This is a genomic window from Intrasporangium flavum, from assembly GCF_001956915.1.
Classification (GTDB): Bacteria; Actinomycetota; Actinomycetes; order Actinomycetales; family Dermatophilaceae; genus Monashia; species Monashia flava.
In genome coordinates, this window is record NZ_MLJO01000001.1 from 126669 (window position 1) to 141766 (window position 15098).

A 15098-nucleotide genomic window follows, 5' to 3' on the forward strand; every position below is an offset into this window, starting at 1 on the left:
CCGTTCGTTTCTCTCTAGGAGACCCGCATGCATGCAGTGACCATGACCGCCGAGAGCGGTGAGAGCGGCTTCTGGGCCACCGCGGCACCGATCATCCCGCACCCGCTGGAGTTCTTCTTCGGCCTCGTGGTCTTCGCGGCCCTGTACGTCGTCGTGAAGCGCACGGTCGTGCCGCGCCTCGAGCAGATCTATGCCGAGCGCACCGCGGCCATCGAGGGCGGCATGAACAAGGCCGAGGAGGCCCAGGCCCAGGCCCAGGCCGCGCTCGAGCAGTACCAGGCGCAGCTCGTCGAGGCCCGCGCCGAGGCGGCTCGCATCCGCGAGGACGCCAAGGCCCAGGGCGCGCAGATCATCGCCGAGATGCGCGAGCACGCCGTCGGTGAGGCGTCGCGCATCACCGACACGGCGCACAAGCAGATCGAGGCCGAGCGCCAGCAGGCCCTCGTCTCGCTGCGTGGCGACGTGGGCCGCATCTCGACCGAGCTCGCGAGCCGCATCGTCGGCGAGTCGCTCGAGGACGAGACGCGCCAGAAGGGCATCGTCGAGCGCTTCCTCGCCGAGCTCGAGTCGGGCGACGTCGTCCGCGAGAAGGTCGGGGACCGCTGATGCAGGGATCCTCACGCGCAGCAGCGGCCACGAGCCGCGACGCGTTCACCGGCGTGCTCGCTGCCGGTGCCGACCGCTCGCGGTTGGCCGAGGAGCTCTTCGCGGTCGTCGGCCTCCTCGACGGCAACGCGACCCTGCGTCGCGCCGTCGGTGACCCGTCGCGCGAGGGGGCCGACAAGGCCGCCCTCGTCGAGCGGCTCCTCGCCGGCAAGGTGAGCGCCGAGGCGCTCGTCGTGCTCAAGGGCGTCGCCGCGCAGCGGTGGAGCACCGAGCGCGACCTGTCCGACACGGTCGAGGGGTACGCCGTCGAGACGGTCATCGCCGAGGCCGAGACGGCCGACCGCGCCGACCGTGTCGAGGACGAGCTGTTCCGCTTCGAGCGGATCGTCGCCGCCGACCCGGCCCTGCGCACCGCGCTCACCGACGCCTCGGCGCCGGCGCAGCCGCGAGGTGCCCTCGTCGCGAAGCTGCTCGAGGGCAAGGTCGCCCCCGAGACGCTGACCCTGGCCCACCAGGCCGTCGTGTCGCCCCGCGGGCGCCGCTTCGACCGCACCATCGAGGCCTACCTCGACATCGCGTCCGCCCGGCGTGAGCAGCAGACCGCGACGGTGACGTCCGCGGTCCCGCTCACCGACGGCGACCGCGAGCGGCTCGCCGCCGGCCTCGCCGCGATCTACGGCGGCAAGGTCCACGTCAACACCGTCGTCGACCCGCGGGTCCTCGGCGGCGTCAAGGTCGAGATCGGTGACGAGGTCATCGACGGCACCGTCATCCGCAAGCTCGACGGCGCACGCCGCGCCATGGGTGCCTGAGGCTCCCACCACCTGCTGTGAACACCCAACGGCCCGTCACCCGGGTCGAAACCGAGGAGAAGATCTGACATGACGGAGCTTTCGATCCGTCCGGAGGAGATCCGGGACGCACTGGACTCCTTCGTCCAGTCCTACGAGCCGGGCGCTGCCTCCCGCGAAGAGGTCGGCCGCGTCAGCGACGCCGGCGACGGCATCGCCCACGTCGAGGGCCTGCCCTCGTGCATGACGAACGAGCTGCTCCAGTTCGAGGACGGCACCCTGGGCCTCGCGCTCAACCTCGACGTCCACGAGATCGGTGTCGTCGTCCTCGGTGACTTCGCCGGCATCGAGGAGGGCCAGTCGGTCAAGCGCACGGGCGAGGTCCTCTCGGTCCCCGTCGGTGACGACTTCCTCGGCCGCGTCGTCGACCCGCTCGGCAACCCGATCGACGGTCTCGGCGAGATCAAGTCGGAGGAGCGCCGCGCGCTCGAGCTGCAGGCCCCGACGGTCGTCCAGCGCAAGTCGGTCCACGAGCCGCTTCAGACCGGCATCAAGTCGATCGACGCCATGACGCCGATCGGCCGCGGCCAGCGCCAGCTCATCATCGGCGACCGCCAGACGGGCAAGACGACCGTCGCGATCGACACGATCATCAACCAGAAGCGCAACTGGGAGTCCGGCGACCCCGACCAGCAGGTCCGCTGCATCTACGTCGGCATCGGCCAGAAGGGCTCGACCATCGCGTCGGTCCGCGGCACCCTCGAGGAGGCCGGCGCGCTCGAGTACACGACGATCATCGCGGCGCCCGCGTCCGACTCGGCCGGCTTCAAGTACCTCGCGCCGTACACCGGCTCGGCCATCGGCCAGCACTGGATGTACCAGGGCAAGCACGTCCTCATCGTGTTCGACGACCTGTCCAAGCAGGCCGAGGCCTACCGCGCCGTGTCGCTGCTGCTCCGCCGCCCGCCGGGCCGCGAGGCCTACCCGGGTGACGTCTTCTACCTGCACTCGCGGCTCCTCGAGCGCTGCGCGAAGCTGTCCGACGACCTCGGCCACGGCTCGATGACCGGCCTGCCGATCATCGAGACGAAGGCCGGCGACGTCTCGGCGTACATCCCGACCAACGTCATCTCGATCACCGACGGCCAGATCTACCTGCAGGCCGACCTCTTCAACGCCAACGTGCGTCCCGCGATCGACGTGGGTGTCTCGGTGTCCCGAGTCGGTGGCGCCGCGCAGATCAAGGCGATGAAGTCGGTCGCCGGTCGACTCAAGCTCGACCTCGCGCAGTTCCGCGCCATGGAGGCGTTCGCCATGTTCGCCTCCGACCTCGACCCCGCCTCGCGAGCCCAGCTCGCCCGTGGTGCGCGCCTCGTCGAGCTGCTCAAGCAGCCGCAGAGCAACCCGTACCCCGTCGAGGAGCAGGTCGTCTCGGTGTGGGCCGGCACGACGGGCCGGCTCGACGACGTCGCGGTCGAGGACGTCCGCGCCTTCGAGACCGAGCTGCTCGAGACGCTGCGTCGCGACGGCAAGATCCTGCAGACCATCCGCGAGACCCAGAAGCTCGACGACGACACCGAGGCGGCCCTGACCAAGGTCGTCGACGAGGTCAAGTTCACCTTCCGCGGCACCGGTCGTGACGGCCTCGAGGCCGGCCACGAGGAGGCCGAGGAGCTCGACGACGACGCGATCGCCCAGGCGAAGATCGTCAAGAACAAGTGAGTCGCCGCCTCGGTGCCGCTCGGCCTGGCTGAGCGGCACCGGGGCAGCACCACCCCACACTCCTCGACCGACCCTTAGAGACCAAGAGAGGCGGAGCTCATGGGAGCGCAGATGCGGATCTACCGCCAGCGCATCAAGTCCGTCCAGTCCATCAAGAAGATCACCAACGCGATGGAACTGATCGCGGCCGCGCGCGTCGTCAAGGCCCGCCAGAAGGCGGCCGAGGCGATGCCGTACACGACCGCCCTGACGCGCGCCGTGTCCGCCGTGGCCACCAACACCAACGAGGACCACCCGCTGACGACGGACAACCCCGACGCCAAGCGCGCCGGCGTCGTCGTCATCACGGCGGACCGCGGTCTCGCCGGTGCCTACTCCGTCGCGGCGATCAAGCGCAGCGCGGAGCTCGTCGCCCACCTGCAGGCCGAGGGCAAGGAGGTCTCCTCCTACCTCGTCGGTCGCAAGGCGGTCAGCTACTACAAGTTCCGCCGGCGCGAGTACGCCGCCGAGTGGACCGGCTTCTCCGACGCCCCGACGTTCGAGAACGCCAAGGAGATCGCCGACCGGATCACCGCGGACTTCCTCAAGGACTTCGCCGAGGGCGGCCACGACGAGATCCACGTCGTCTTCACGCGCTTCCGCTCGATGGTCCGGCAGGAGCCGCACGTGCTGCGCCTGCTCCCGCTCGAGGTCGTCGAGGCCGACGACGAGGGCGAGGAGGGCATCGACCTCAGCGTCAACCGCTACGAGGACGGGCAGATCCCGCCCGAGTACTTCTTCGAGCCGAGCGCGTCCGAGGTGCTGGACCAGCTGCTGCCGAAGTACGTGCGCAACCGCATCTTCACGGCGCTGCTGTCCTCGGCGGCGTCCGAGCTGGCGGCACGCCAGCGGGCCATGAAGTCGGCGACGGACAACGCGACCGAGCTCATCAAGAAGTACGAGCGCCTCGCCAACCAGGCCCGTCAGGCCGGCATCACCCAAGAGATCAGCGAAATCGTGGGCGGCGCGAACGCCCTCGCGGACGCCAAGAAGTAACCCCGCCCATAGGTAAGGAAGTCAACAACCATGACTGCAACCGTCAGTGACAACGCTGTGGCTGCCGAGGCCGCGGGCGGCGTCGGCCGCATCTCGCGCATCATCGGCCCCGTCGTCGACGTGGAGTTCCCCTCCGACGCGATGCCCGACCAGTACAACCTGCTCACCACCGAGGTGACCCTCGCCGGTGAGACGAAGAACCTCAACCTCGAGGTCGCCCAGCACATCGGCGACAACATGGTCCGCGCGATCTCGCTGCAGCCGACCGACGGCCTCGTCCGCGGCTCGGCCGTCAAGGACACCGGCGGCCCGATCTCGGTGCCCGTCGGCGACGTCACCCTCGGCAAGGTCTTCAACGCGACCGGCGAGTGCCTCAACCTCGAGGAGGGCCAGACCCTCGAGGTCAAGGAGCGCTGGGGCATCCACCGCAAGGCTCCGGCCTTCGACCAGCTCGAGTCCAAGACCACGATGTTCGAGACCGGCATCAAGGTCATCGACCTGCTCACCCCCTACGTGCAGGGTGGCAAGATCGGCCTCTTCGGTGGTGCCGGCGTCGGCAAGACGGTGCTCATCCAGGAGATGATCGCCCGTGTCGCGCGCGACCACGGTGGTGTGTCGGTGTTCGCCGGTGTCGGCGAGCGCACCCGTGAGGGCAACGACCTCATGGTCGAGATGGAGGAGGCCGGCGTCCTCGGCCAGACCTCGCTCGTCTTCGGCCAGATGGACGAGCCGCCGGGCACGCGTCTGCGCGTCGCCCTGTCGGCGCTGACGATGGCGGAGTACTTCCGCGACGTCCAGAAGCAGGACGTGCTCCTCTTCATCGACAACATCTTCCGCTTCACGCAGGCCGGCTCGGAGGTCTCGACCCTCCTCGGTCGCATGCCGTCCGCCGTGGGCTACCAGCCCAACCTCGCCGACGAGATGGGTGTGCTCCAGGAGCGCATCACCTCGACGCGTGGTCACTCGATCACCTCGATGCAGGCGATCTACGTGCCGGCCGACGACTACACCGACCCGGCCCCGGCCACGACGTTCGCGCACCTCGACGCCACGACCGAGCTCTCGCGTGACATCGCGTCGATGGGTATCTACCCGGCCGTCGACCCGCTGTCCTCGACCTCGCGCATCCTGGACCCGCGCTACATCGCGCAGGACCACTACGACACCGCGGTGCGCATCAAGTCGATCCTCCAGCGCAACAAGGAGCTGCAGGACATCATCGCGATCCTCGGTATCGACGAGCTCTCCGAAGAGGACAAGATCCTCGTCAACCGCGCCCGTCGCATCCAGCGCTTCCTGTCGCAGAACACCTACGTCGCCAAGCAGTTCACCGGCATCGAGGGTTCGACGGTGCCGCTGGTCGACACCATCGAGGCGTTCACGAAGATCGCCGACGGCGAGTACGACCACGTCGGTGAGCAGGCCTTCTTCATGTGCGGTGGCCTCGACGATGTCGAGCGGCAGTGGGCGGAGATCCAGAAGAATCTCTGACTCGTATGTCAGTCTGACCGCATGTTTCGTGCGGACCGAGGACGGGGAGGTGCCCACTGGGCCCTCCCCGTCCGACGTTGGGGGCCAGTCGTCTTCGCCGTGGTGCTGGCCGGTGCCGCCATCTGGCGTGCCCGCTACGGCATCGACTTCTCGGACAGCTCGCACGCCGTGGAGCTGGCGCTGCGGATGGCCCAGGGTGATGCGCCCTTTCGGGACGAGCTGAACATCCAGGTCCTCGGGTCGTGGCCGGCCGTGCCCTTCGTGTGGGTGTGGACGCACGTGGCCGGCATCGACGGCCTCGTGCTGGCCTCGCGGGTCTTCTACGTCCTGCTCGGGCTCGCCTGCGGCGTCGCGTCGTGGCGCGCCGTCGCCCCGCACGTCGGGCGTGGCACCGCGGCCGCGGCCATCGGTGTCGCGCTCATCCCCGCGGCGTACAACCAGCAGGTCGTCTCGTACAACACGACGCCGTCGATGGCCTACCTGCTCGCGGTGTGCGCGGGCGCGGCGGCGATCGGGCGGCGGTCGCTGCCGTGGGGCGTCGTGTCCGGCGCGGCCGTCGTGCTCGGGGCCATGAGCCACCCGGTCACGGCACCCGCGGCAGTCGCGCTGGTCGTCGTGCTGCTCCTGCTCGCCCGGGGGCGCGGGCTGCTCGGCGTCGGGGCGGGCCTGGCCGGCACCGGCATCGTCGTCGCGGTCCTCGCGCTCGGGGTCTGGGGCCTGGCGAACCTGCGCGAGACGCTCGCGTTCACCGACGACTACCAGTCGACGCGGGCGCCGCGCGAGGTGCGCATCGACCGCTGGCTCACCTTCCTCGGCGGCGAGATGAGCCAGCCGTGGGCGGTCGCGGCGTTCGTGCTGAGCGGCCTCGCGGTCCTCGTGTGGGCCGTGCCCGCGCTAAGGCGCGCCCGCGGCGTCCTCGTCGTGGCCGCCGTGGCGGCGGCCGGCGTCCAGGCCGTCCTGCGCGGCTCGTCGGGGTCGACCTTCTCAGTGGCCTCGTGGCTCAGCCCCGTGCTCGCGACCGTGCTGCTCGTGGTGCTCCTGCCGACGGCCCTCGCCTCCGCCGTCGCCCGGCGGGGGATGACGGCGCGGGTCGTGGCCCTCGGCCTGCTGCCGACGCTCGTCGGCATGCCCTTCGTGGCCGGCTTCACCTCGTCGGCGCCGATCTGGGGCGCCACCGGCGCCGTCATCGCGCCGGGCCTCTTCGCCGTGACGGTGGCCACGCTCGCCTGGGTGAGCGAGCACGGACGCGTCGTCAAGGCCGCGGTGGCGCTGCTGCTCGTCGCGGGCCTCGCCTTCGTCCACACCGCCAACAGCTTCCGCGACGGCAGCCCCGGCCACCTCACGGCCACCGTCGCCGACGGCGCGTACGCGGGCCTGCGCACGACGCCCGAGCGGCGCGAGACCATCGCCGACAACCAGCTCGCCCTGAGCCTGTGCGCCCGACCCGGCGACGGCGTCCTCGCCTACATCTACCCGGCGGCCTTCCTCCTCGGCGACGTGCGGTTCGCCACGCCCATCACCTGGCTCGACTTCTTCGGCGAGAGCAACACCCACGTGCTGGCCTGGTACGGCCGCACCGGCCGGGTGCCGCAGTGCGTCGTCGCCGCACGCGCCTTCTGGCCCGGCTACGGCCGCACCAGCTACGTCCGCGAGCCCGACCCGCTGCGGTCGTGGGTCCAGTCGAACTACCGGGTCGTGACCCAGACCCCCGAGATCGTCGTGCTCGAGCGCCGCACCTGACGAGACCCTGGGCACACCGGGGAGAGCCGGGCATGTCGCGGGTAGGGGAGGTGTTGACTGGAGTGGACACACCGTCATCGCCGACGAGTTCACCACCTCGAGACGGAAGGACCCCTTCGTGAGCACGTCCACCCCGCAGGCCCCGCGACACCGCGTCGTCGTCATCGGATCGGGGTTCGGCGGCCTCTTCGCCACCCAGCGCCTCAAGCGGGCCGACGTCGACGTGACGCTCGTGGCCCGCACGACCCACCACCTCTTCCAGCCGCTGCTCTACCAGGTCGCCACCGGCATCCTGTCCGAGGGCGAGATCGCGCCGTCGACGCGCGAGGTGCTGCGCCGCCAGGACAACGCCGAGGTCCTCCTCGGCGACGTCACGGCGATCGACCTGGCCGCCCGCACCGTCACCCACTCGACGGTCGGCCGCGAGAGCGTGACGCCGTACGACTCGCTCGTCGTCGCCGCCGGCGCCGGACAGTCGTGGTTCGGCAACGACGAGTTCGCCCGGCACGCGCCGGGCATGAAGTCGATCGACGACGCCCTCGAGCTGCGTGGCCGGATCTTCGGCTCGTTCGAGCTGGCCGAGCTCGCCTCGACGCCGGCCGAGATCGAGCGGCTCATGACGTTCGTCGTCGTCGGCGCCGGGCCCACCGGCGTCGAGATGGCGGGCCAGATCGCCGAGCTGGCCCGGCGCACGCTGCGCCGCGACTTCCGCCGCATCGACCCGACGAAGGCGCGCGTCATCCTCCTCGACGCCGCGCCGGCCGTCCTCGGCTCGTTCGGCGAGAAGCTCGGCGACCGCGCCGTGCGGCGCCTCACCTCCATGGGCGTGGAGGTGCGCCTCGGGGCCAAGGTCGTCGGGGTCGACTCGACGGGCATCGAGGTCGAGCGCGAGGACGGCACGCGCGAGCGCATCGAGTCGGTGTGCAAGGTCTGGGCCGCGGGCGTCAGCGCCTCGCCGCTCGGGCAGCAGCTCGCCGAGCAGAGCGGGGCCACGCTCGACCGCGCCGGACGGATCGCCGTCCAGCCCGACCTGACGCTGCCCGGCCACCCCGAGGTGTTCGTCGTGGGCGACATGATGGCCCTCGACAACCTGCCCGGCGTCGCCCAGGTCGCGATCCAGGGCGGCCGGTACGCGGCCGACCAGATCCGCCGTCGACTCGACGGCAAGGAGCCCAAGGGCCCGTTCCACTACTTCGACAAGGGCTCGATGGCCACGATCTCGCGGTTCTCGGCCGTGGCGTCGGTCGGCAAGGCGCAGTTCAGCGGGTTCATCGCCTGGCTGCTCTGGCTCGCCGTCCACCTCGTCTACATCATCGGGTTCAAGCACCGGATCACGACGCTGATGCACTGGGTCGTCAGCTTCCTGGGCCGGGGCCGCTCCGAGCGCACCGTGACCGAGCAGCAGGTGTTCGCCCGGCAGGCCATCCACGACCTCGGCGACCGGTTCCACCCCGAGCTCCCGCGACTGACAAAGGACCGGCCGCACGAGCCGGCGGACCGGTCGGCCTGAACCCGACCGCCCCGGCACCGACCGCGCCGCCCCAGACGCGACGAGGCCCCGACCGCACAGCGGTCGGGGCCTCGTCCAGCGGCCGGTGGGCGTCGTCGCGCCGTCGGCAGGTGCCTCAGGCCGGCGTCGTCACGGGACGAGACGCTCCACGGCAGCGCCGAGGCGGGGAAGGGCCGCCACGACGTGCTCCTTGGCCTTGCCGCGCAGCGAGCCGTAGACCTTCGCCGCCGCGCCGTGCGAGGTGTTCGCGGCCTTGGTGTCGGTTACGGACAGCAGCGCGTCGGCGACGGCGTCGGACTGGCCGGCGAGGTGCGCGCCGAACGGCGCGGCGCCCTTGGTCGCCCAGAACGGGTCGAGGGCCGAGGCGAACTGCGGCAGGAGGCGGTCGGTGGCGCTCGAGACGAAGTTGCCGCCGAGCTTCTTGGCCGCGGCGTAACCCGTCTTGACCGCGGCGCCGCCGAAGCCGGACTTGTCGGCGACCTCGGCGTCGATGACGTCGGTCAGGGTGTCGACCGCGACGGGTCGGCGGGTCGGGTCGAGGAGGGCGTCGGACACGGCAGTGCTCATGGATCGGACTCCTGTGGAGGGTGGGGGAATCGGCGCGGGCGGCGGGAGCCACCTCGCGTACGGAGCATCCTTGCAGAGGCACTAAACTGCGAGGCACACCCCCACGATCCGGAGGAATTGTGAGTTCGCTCAAGGTTGAGATGGTCGCCGCCGACCGAAAGGTCTGGGAGGGCGAGGCCAAGTTCGTACGCGCCCGGTCCATCTCGGGCGAGCTGGGCATCCTGCCCGGCCACACGCCGCTGCTCGGCATCCTCGTCGAGGGTGAGGTCTCCATCGACTCCCTCGAGGGCGAGCGCAGCACCGTCATGGTCGACGGCGGCTTCCTGTCGGTCGATTCCGACGTCGTCACCATCGTCGCCGAGCACGTAGACGCGTCGGCGCTCCAGACCAACCACTGAGGCCAGCGCGCGTGCCGTCCGTTCTCGTCTCCACGGAGATCGTGATCGGCACGCTGCTCGCCCTGGCCGTCGTCATCCTCACGACGACCTACCTGCGCCGCCGCTACATCGCCCGCGGCCTGCAGCTGACGCTGTGCGGCCTGCGCCAGCCGGGTACGGCCCGCTGGCGCCTCGGCCTCATCAGGTTCGGTGACAACGCCCTCGAGTGGTTCACGCTCGGGGGCGTCTCCGTGCGCCCGAAGCGTCGCTGGGCCCGCCAGCGGCTGCAGATCGAGGCGCCCGTGCTGCTGACCGGCACCGAGTCGATCCCGCTGCTGCCCGACGCCAGCCTGGTCCCGTGCACCGACGGCGACGCCGGCTTCGAGCTGGCGCTCCAGGGCCCCGCCTACACGGCGCTGCGGTCCTGGCAGGAGGCCGCGCCTCCCGGCTACAACGTCAACGTCGCCTGACGCGTCCGGCCCCATCGGGCCGTCCGCCGCGGAAAGTGCGCCATGGCGGAGTTGGCGCGCCGGATCGGGGCAATCGGCCGCGGAAAGTGCGCCATGGCGCACTTTCCGCGTCCGATCGCGCCGGTCGGCCGCGGTGGGTCAGGCCTTGTGGCGTCGCTCGGGCTTCTCGACGCGGCCGCCGCCGGGCTGCCACAGGATGTCGCCGCCGATCGGCTTGTTGGCGACCCGGGCCAGGATGAAGAGCAGGTCGGACAGCCGGTTGAGGTACTTCGCGGTCAGCACGTTGACGCCGCCGAGGCCGCGGGCCTCGCCCTCGCCGCCCGGCTCGACGCCGTGCGCCTCGACGGCCGCCCACGCGGCGCGCTCGGCCCGACGCGTCACGGTCGTCGCGAGGTGCAGGTGGGCCGAGCCGGCGGTGCCGCCCGGCAGGATGAACGAGCGCAGCTTCTCGACCTGGCCCAGGTAGTGGTCGCAGTCGGCCTCGAGGTCGTCGATCCACGGCTGCTCGACGCGCAGCGGCGGGTACTCGTAGGACCGGCGCAGGGGCGTCGAGAGGTCGGCCCCGACGTCGAACAGCTCGTTCTGGACGCGGCGCAGGGTGGCGACGACCTCCTCGGGCAGCTCGCCGCAGGCGACCGCGATGCCGATGGCGGCGTTGGCCTCGTTGGCGTCGGCGTACGCGTGCAGGCGCGGGTCGTTCTTGCTCGTCCGTGAGAAGTCGCCGAGGCTCGTCGTGCCGTCGTCGCCCGTCCGGGTGTAGATCCGCGTCAGGTTGACCATGGGGTCACTCTCTCACCACGGCGGGCGCGCTCGGCGCAGCGGGGGACCCGGATAGGGTTCGGTGGGTGAGAGAGCGATTCCGTGTCGTCGGTGGGGCCCGCCTCGTCGGCGAGGTCACCGTCGTGGGCGCCAAGAACAGCGCCCTCAAGCTCATGGCCGTTGCGCTGCTCGCCGAGGGCCGCACGACGCTGACGAACGTGCCGGCCATCGCCGACGTGACGATCATGGCCGAGCTGCTGCGCCGGCTCGGGGTCGGCGTCGAGTACGTGCCCGAGGAGAACCGCGTCGTCCTCGACGTGCCCGCCACGATCGGCCACCGCGCCGACTACGAGCTCGTCCGCGCGCTCCGGGCCTCGATCTCGGTGCTCGGCCCGCTCGTGGCCCGCACCGGCCAGGCCGACGTCGCGGTCCCCGGCGGAGACGCCATCGGCTCACGCGGACTCGACCTGCATGCCGCCGCCCTGGAGTCGCTGGGCGCCAAGGTGCACGTGACCCACGGCTACCTCGTCGCCGAGGCCCCGGACGGGCTGCGCGGCGCCGAGATCCGCCTCGACTTCCCGAGCGTCGGCGCCACCGAGAACGCCCTGACGGCCTCGGTGCTGGCCCGCGGCACCACGACGATCGACAACGTGGCCAAGGAGCCCGAGATCGTCGACATCGCGAACATGCTCACCTCGATGGGGGCGCAGATCGAGGGTGCCGGCACCTCGCGGATCGTCGTGCACGGCGTCGAGGCCCTGTCGCCGACCGAGCACGCGGTCGTCCCCGACCGGATCGCCGCCGGCACGTGGGCCTTCGCCGGGGCGACGACCCGTGGCGACGTCGAGGTCGTCGGGGGAGTGGCCGACCACCTCCGGGTGCCGCTCGGGATGCTCGCCGACGCCGGGTGCACCGTCGAGTCGACCGACCGCGGCTTCCGCGTCGCCGTGCGTGACGGCCGGCCCCGCTCGTTCGACGTCGCGACGCTGCCCTACCCGGGCTTCCCCACCGACCTGCAGCCGTTCGCGCTGGCCTACAACGTCGTCGCGGACGGCTCGGCGATGGTCACCGAGAACCTCTTCGAGGCCCGGTTCCGCACCGTCCAGGAGCTGGCCCGGCTCGGGGCCGAGGCCCAGATCGACGGGCACCACGTCATGACGCACGGCGTGCCGCTGCTGTCGGGGGCCCCGGTCGAGAGCAGCGACATCCGCTCCGGCGCCGCCCTCGTCATCGCGGGACTCGTCGCCGAGGGCGACACCCTCGTCAGCGGCGTGCACCACATCGACCGCGGCTACCCGCGCTTCGAGGTCGCGCTGCGGGCGCTCGGCGCCGACGTCACCCGCGAGCCCGACGACGCCCTCGACTTCGACTGAGGCTGCGGCCGCTTCGCCCGGACTGCCCCGGTTCGTCCGCGGGAGGCATCCGGCTGCCCTACCATCTGCACGCGCCGGACGTATTTTCTTGACTGGTTCTTGACTCCTCAAGGCAACGTTTCCGGTACGCGGCGCGTCATCATGGTGACGGCAGCCGCGTTGAGAGGGGTCCACGATGGCGCTGAACACCCACCGCAGGGAACCGGTCCGAGTGGTCGACGGACCGGATGGGCACGACGTCATCATCGAGGGTCGCCTCGACATCCACACGGTGCCCGACATCCGCGACGCGATCCACGAGATCATCCCGCAGGGGCGCGGTGACATCCGCCTGCACCTGGCCGACGCCGAGATCGGCGACGCCACGGGCCTCGGGGTCCTCGTGCACCTGCACCGCCGCGCCACGCGCGCCGAACGCCGGCTCCTGCTCGTCGACCCCAGCGACCGCACGACGCGGCTCGTCCGGGGCTGCCGCCTCGACCGCATCCTCGCCACGCGGCACGCCGCGACTGTGGCGCCTCTCACCGCCTGAGCGACTCCCCGCCGCGAGGGGCCGCCGCTACCGTCGAGCCATGTCCTCGACGGAGAGTGCCCCGCCCGCACCGGCCCGGCCGCAGCGCGACCGACCGTGGGTCATGCGGACCTACGCCGGCCACTCGAGCGCCGCCGCGAGCAACGCGCTGTACCGGCGCAACCTCGACAAGGGCCAGACCGGCCTCTCGGTCGCCTTCGACCTGCCGACCCAGACCGGCTACGACCCGGACCACCCGCTCGCCCGCGGCGAGGTCGGCAAGGTCGGCGTGCCGGTCAGCCACATCGGCGACATGGCCGCGCTCTTCGACGGCATCCCCCTGCGCGAGATGAACACGTCGATGACGATCAACGCCACGGCGATGTGGCTGCTCGCGCTCTACCAGGTGGCGGCCGAGCGCCAGGCCGACGCCGCAGGGCAGGACGCCGCGGAGTGGGTGCACGCCCTCGCCGGCACGACGCAGAACGACATCATCAAGGAGTACCTGTCGCGGGGCACCTACGTGTTCCCGCCCGGGCCCTCGCTGCGCCTCATCACCGACCTCGTCGCGTACACGGTGCGCGAGATCCCGAAGTGGAACCCCATCAACATCTGCAGCTACCACCTGCAGGAGGCCGGGGCGACGCCGGTGCAGGAGATCGCCTTCGCGATGTCCACCGCCATCGCAGTGCTCGACGCCGTGCGCGACTCGGGCCAGGTTCCGGCAGAGGAGTTCTCGGCGGTCGTCGCGCGAATCTCCTTCTTCGTCAACGCCGGTGTGCGGTTCGTCGAGGAGATGTGCAAGATGCGAGCCTTCGTCGAGCTCTGGGACGAGCTGACGCGGGAGCGCTACGGCGTCACCGACGACAAGGCCCGACGCTTCCGCTACGGCGTGCAGGTCAACAGCCTCGGCCTCACCGAGGTGCAGCCCGAGAACAACGTGCAGCGGATCGTCCTCGAGATGCTCGCCGTGACGCTGTCCAAGGACGCCCGCGCCCGCGCCATCCAGCTGCCGGCGTGGAACGAGGCGCTCGGCCTGCCGCGGCCGTGGGACCAGCAGTGGAGCCTGCGGATGCAGCAGGTGCTCGCCTTCGAGTCCGACCTGCTCGAGTACGACGACCTGTTCGCAGGGTCGGTCGTCGTCGAGGCCAAGGTGGCCGAGCTCGTCGCTGGGGCCAAGGCCGAGATGGCGCGCATCGAGGAGATGGGCGGCGCCGTCGCAGCCGTCGAGACAGGCTACATGAAGTCGGCCCTCGTCGCCTCGCACGCCGAGCGTCGCCGCCGGATCGAGGCCGGCGACGAGGTCATCGTCGGGCTCAACCGCTTCGAGACCACCGAGCCCAACCCGCTGACCGCCGACCTCGGTACCGCGATCCAGACCGTCGACGCGTCGGTCGAGCAGGCCGCCGCCGAGGCGGTGCGCGCGTGGCGCGACACGAGGGACGCCGACGCGTCCGACAAGGCCCGCGCCACGTCGGCGCTGGAGCGCCTGCGGGCCGACGCGGCGTCGGGCACCAACCTCATGCCGGCCACCCTCGAGTGCGCGCGCGCGGGCGTCACGACGGGGGAGTGGGCCGGCGCGCTGCGCGAGGAGTTCGGCGAGTACCGCGCTCCCACGGGCGTGTCCGGGTCGGTCGGCGTCGGCGGCTCCGAGCCGGGTGACCACCTGGCCCGGGTCCGGCAGCTCGTGGCCCGCACCGGCGAGGAGCTCGGCGAGAAGCTGCGCGTCCTCGTCGGCAAGCCCGGCCTCGACGGCCACAGCAACGGCGCCGAGCAGGTGGCCGTGCGGGCTCGCGACGCCGGGTTCGAGGTGGTCTACCAGGGCATCCGACTGACGCCCGAGCAGATCGTCGCGGCGGCCGTCGCCGAGGACGTCCACCTCGTCGGGCTCTCGATCCTGTCCGGCTCGCACATGGAGCTGGTCCCCGAGGTGTTGACGGGCCTGCGCGCGGCCGGCGCGGCCGACGTGCCGGTGGTCGTCGGCGGCATCATCCCCGAGTCCGACGCCGCGGCTCTGCGCGAGGCCGGGGTGGCGATGGTCTTCACACCCAAGGACTTCGGGCTCAACGAGATCATGGGCGAGATGGTCGGGGTCATCCGGCAGGCGCGTGGTCTCGCGCCGCTCGAGACCGCACCGGCCTGACTG

At 71.4% G+C, this 15098-nt stretch carries 14 protein-coding genes; 12 read left to right on the forward strand and 2 right to left on the reverse strand.

All coding sequences use genetic code 11. The annotated features are described in order from the left end of the window. Nucleotides 1-27 precede the first annotated feature (27 nt). The 7 genes from BIV28_RS00570 (at nt 28) to BIV28_RS00600 (ending at nt 8895) form a co-directional block, all read left to right on the forward strand. Entirely contained in the window at nt 28-606 is a 579-nt protein-coding gene (locus BIV28_RS00570; RefSeq protein WP_076258377.1) for a F0F1 ATP synthase subunit B, read from the forward strand. Continuing rightward, nucleotides 606-1418 carry a F0F1 ATP synthase subunit delta gene (locus BIV28_RS00575; protein ID WP_076258379.1) on the forward strand — a complete coding sequence of 271 codons (813 nt, stop codon included), beginning with the start codon at nt 606-608 and terminating at the stop codon, nt 1416-1418. The genes BIV28_RS00570 and BIV28_RS00575 overlap by 1 nt, the downstream gene beginning before the upstream one ends. Nucleotides 1419-1487: 69 nt before the next feature. Then, nucleotides 1488-3119 carry a F0F1 ATP synthase subunit alpha gene (atpA, locus tag BIV28_RS00580; RefSeq protein WP_076258381.1) on the forward strand — a complete coding sequence of 544 codons (1632 nt, stop codon included), beginning with the start codon at nt 1488-1490 and terminating at the stop codon, nt 3117-3119. A 99-nt stretch (nt 3120-3218) separates the two neighbouring features. Beyond that, complete coding sequence (locus BIV28_RS00585; RefSeq protein WP_076258383.1) at nt 3219-4154, forward strand: F0F1 ATP synthase subunit gamma; 936 nt, start codon at nt 3219-3221, stop codon at nt 4152-4154. Nucleotides 4155-4184: 30 nt separating this feature from the next. Next, the gene (atpD, locus tag BIV28_RS00590) at nt 4185-5645 is read left to right on the forward strand and encodes a F0F1 ATP synthase subunit beta (protein WP_076258384.1); all 1461 of its coding nucleotides are present in this window, start codon (nt 4185-4187) and stop codon (nt 5643-5645) included. Between the two features lie 21 nt (nt 5646-5666). Next, nucleotides 5667-7385 carry a hypothetical protein gene (locus BIV28_RS00595; protein ID WP_207555677.1) on the forward strand — a complete coding sequence of 573 codons (1719 nt, stop codon included), beginning with the start codon at nt 5667-5669 and terminating at the stop codon, nt 7383-7385. A gap of 118 nt (nt 7386-7503) precedes the next feature. Next, a complete protein-coding gene (locus BIV28_RS00600) occupies nt 7504-8895 on the forward strand; it encodes an NAD(P)/FAD-dependent oxidoreductase (protein WP_076258388.1) in 1392 nt (463 codons plus the stop codon). A gap of 129 nt (nt 8896-9024) precedes the next feature. Here the strand turns inward: BIV28_RS00600 and BIV28_RS00605 are convergent, their stop codons facing one another. Next, complete coding sequence (locus BIV28_RS00605) at nt 9025-9462, reverse strand: DUF6918 family protein (protein ID WP_076258389.1); 438 nt, start codon at nt 9460-9462, stop codon at nt 9025-9027. A gap of 119 nt (nt 9463-9581) precedes the next feature. Between BIV28_RS00605 and BIV28_RS00610 the strand changes: the two genes are divergently transcribed. Both BIV28_RS00610 and BIV28_RS00615 read left to right on the forward strand, forming a co-directional pair. Next, a complete protein-coding gene (locus tag BIV28_RS00610; RefSeq protein WP_076258391.1) occupies nt 9582-9860 on the forward strand; it encodes a F0F1 ATP synthase subunit epsilon in 279 nt (92 codons plus the stop codon). 11 nt (nt 9861-9871) lie between these two features. Then, on the forward strand, nt 9872-10309 hold the full coding sequence (locus tag BIV28_RS00615; RefSeq protein ID WP_076258392.1) for a DUF2550 domain-containing protein: 438 nt from the start codon (nt 9872-9874) through the stop codon (nt 10307-10309). Nucleotides 10310-10447: 138 nt separating this feature from the next. Here BIV28_RS00615 and BIV28_RS00620 read toward each other — a convergent pair whose 3' ends face one another. After that, nucleotides 10448-11089 carry a cob(I)yrinic acid a,c-diamide adenosyltransferase gene (locus BIV28_RS00620; RefSeq protein ID WP_076258394.1) on the reverse strand — a complete coding sequence of 214 codons (642 nt, stop codon included), beginning with the start codon at nt 11087-11089 and terminating at the stop codon, nt 10448-10450. A 65-nt stretch (nt 11090-11154) separates the two neighbouring features. On the opposite strand from BIV28_RS00620, the gene murA reads away from it, so the two are divergent. From murA to BIV28_RS00635, 3 genes are all read left to right on the forward strand, one after another. Then, entirely contained in the window at nt 11155-12441 is a 1287-nt protein-coding gene (gene murA, locus BIV28_RS00625) for a UDP-N-acetylglucosamine 1-carboxyvinyltransferase (protein WP_076258396.1), read from the forward strand. A gap of 175 nt (nt 12442-12616) precedes the next feature. Continuing rightward, nucleotides 12617-12973, forward strand: coding sequence for an STAS domain-containing protein (locus BIV28_RS00630; RefSeq protein WP_076258398.1), 357 nt, complete (start codon nt 12617-12619; stop codon nt 12971-12973). A gap of 103 nt (nt 12974-13076) precedes the next feature. Beyond that, nucleotides 13077-15095, forward strand: coding sequence for a protein meaA (locus BIV28_RS00635; RefSeq protein WP_242652710.1), 2019 nt, complete (start codon nt 13077-13079; stop codon nt 15093-15095). Nucleotides 15096-15098: the final 3 nt, after the last annotated feature.

What these genes read in the sequence shown, in the direction of transcription:
- BIV28_RS00570 (WP_076258377.1), top strand. Translation starts at nt 28, where the DNA reads ATGCATGCAGTGACCATGACCGCCGAGAGCGGTGAGAGCGGCTTCTGG.
- BIV28_RS00575 (WP_076258379.1), top strand. Translation starts at nt 606, where the DNA reads ATGCAGGGATCCTCACGCGCAGCAGCGGCCACGAGCCGCGACGCGTTC.
- atpA (WP_076258381.1), top strand. Translation starts at nt 1,488, where the DNA reads ATGACGGAGCTTTCGATCCGTCCGGAGGAGATCCGGGACGCACTGGAC.
- BIV28_RS00585 (WP_076258383.1), top strand. Translation starts at nt 3,219, where the DNA reads ATGGGAGCGCAGATGCGGATCTACCGCCAGCGCATCAAGTCCGTCCAG.
- atpD (WP_076258384.1), top strand. Translation starts at nt 4,185, where the DNA reads ATGACTGCAACCGTCAGTGACAACGCTGTGGCTGCCGAGGCCGCGGGC.
- BIV28_RS00595 (WP_207555677.1), top strand. Translation starts at nt 5,667, where the DNA reads ATGTTTCGTGCGGACCGAGGACGGGGAGGTGCCCACTGGGCCCTCCCC.
- BIV28_RS00605 (WP_076258389.1), bottom strand. Translation starts at nt 9,462, where the DNA reads ATGAGCACTGCCGTGTCCGACGCCCTCCTCGACCCGACCCGCCGACCC.
- BIV28_RS00620 (WP_076258394.1), bottom strand. Translation starts at nt 11,089, where the DNA reads ATGGTCAACCTGACGCGGATCTACACCCGGACGGGCGACGACGGCACG.
- BIV28_RS00630 (WP_076258398.1), top strand. Translation starts at nt 12,617, where the DNA reads ATGGCGCTGAACACCCACCGCAGGGAACCGGTCCGAGTGGTCGACGGA.
- BIV28_RS00635 (WP_242652710.1), top strand. Translation starts at nt 13,077, where the DNA reads ATGCGGACCTACGCCGGCCACTCGAGCGCCGCCGCGAGCAACGCGCTG.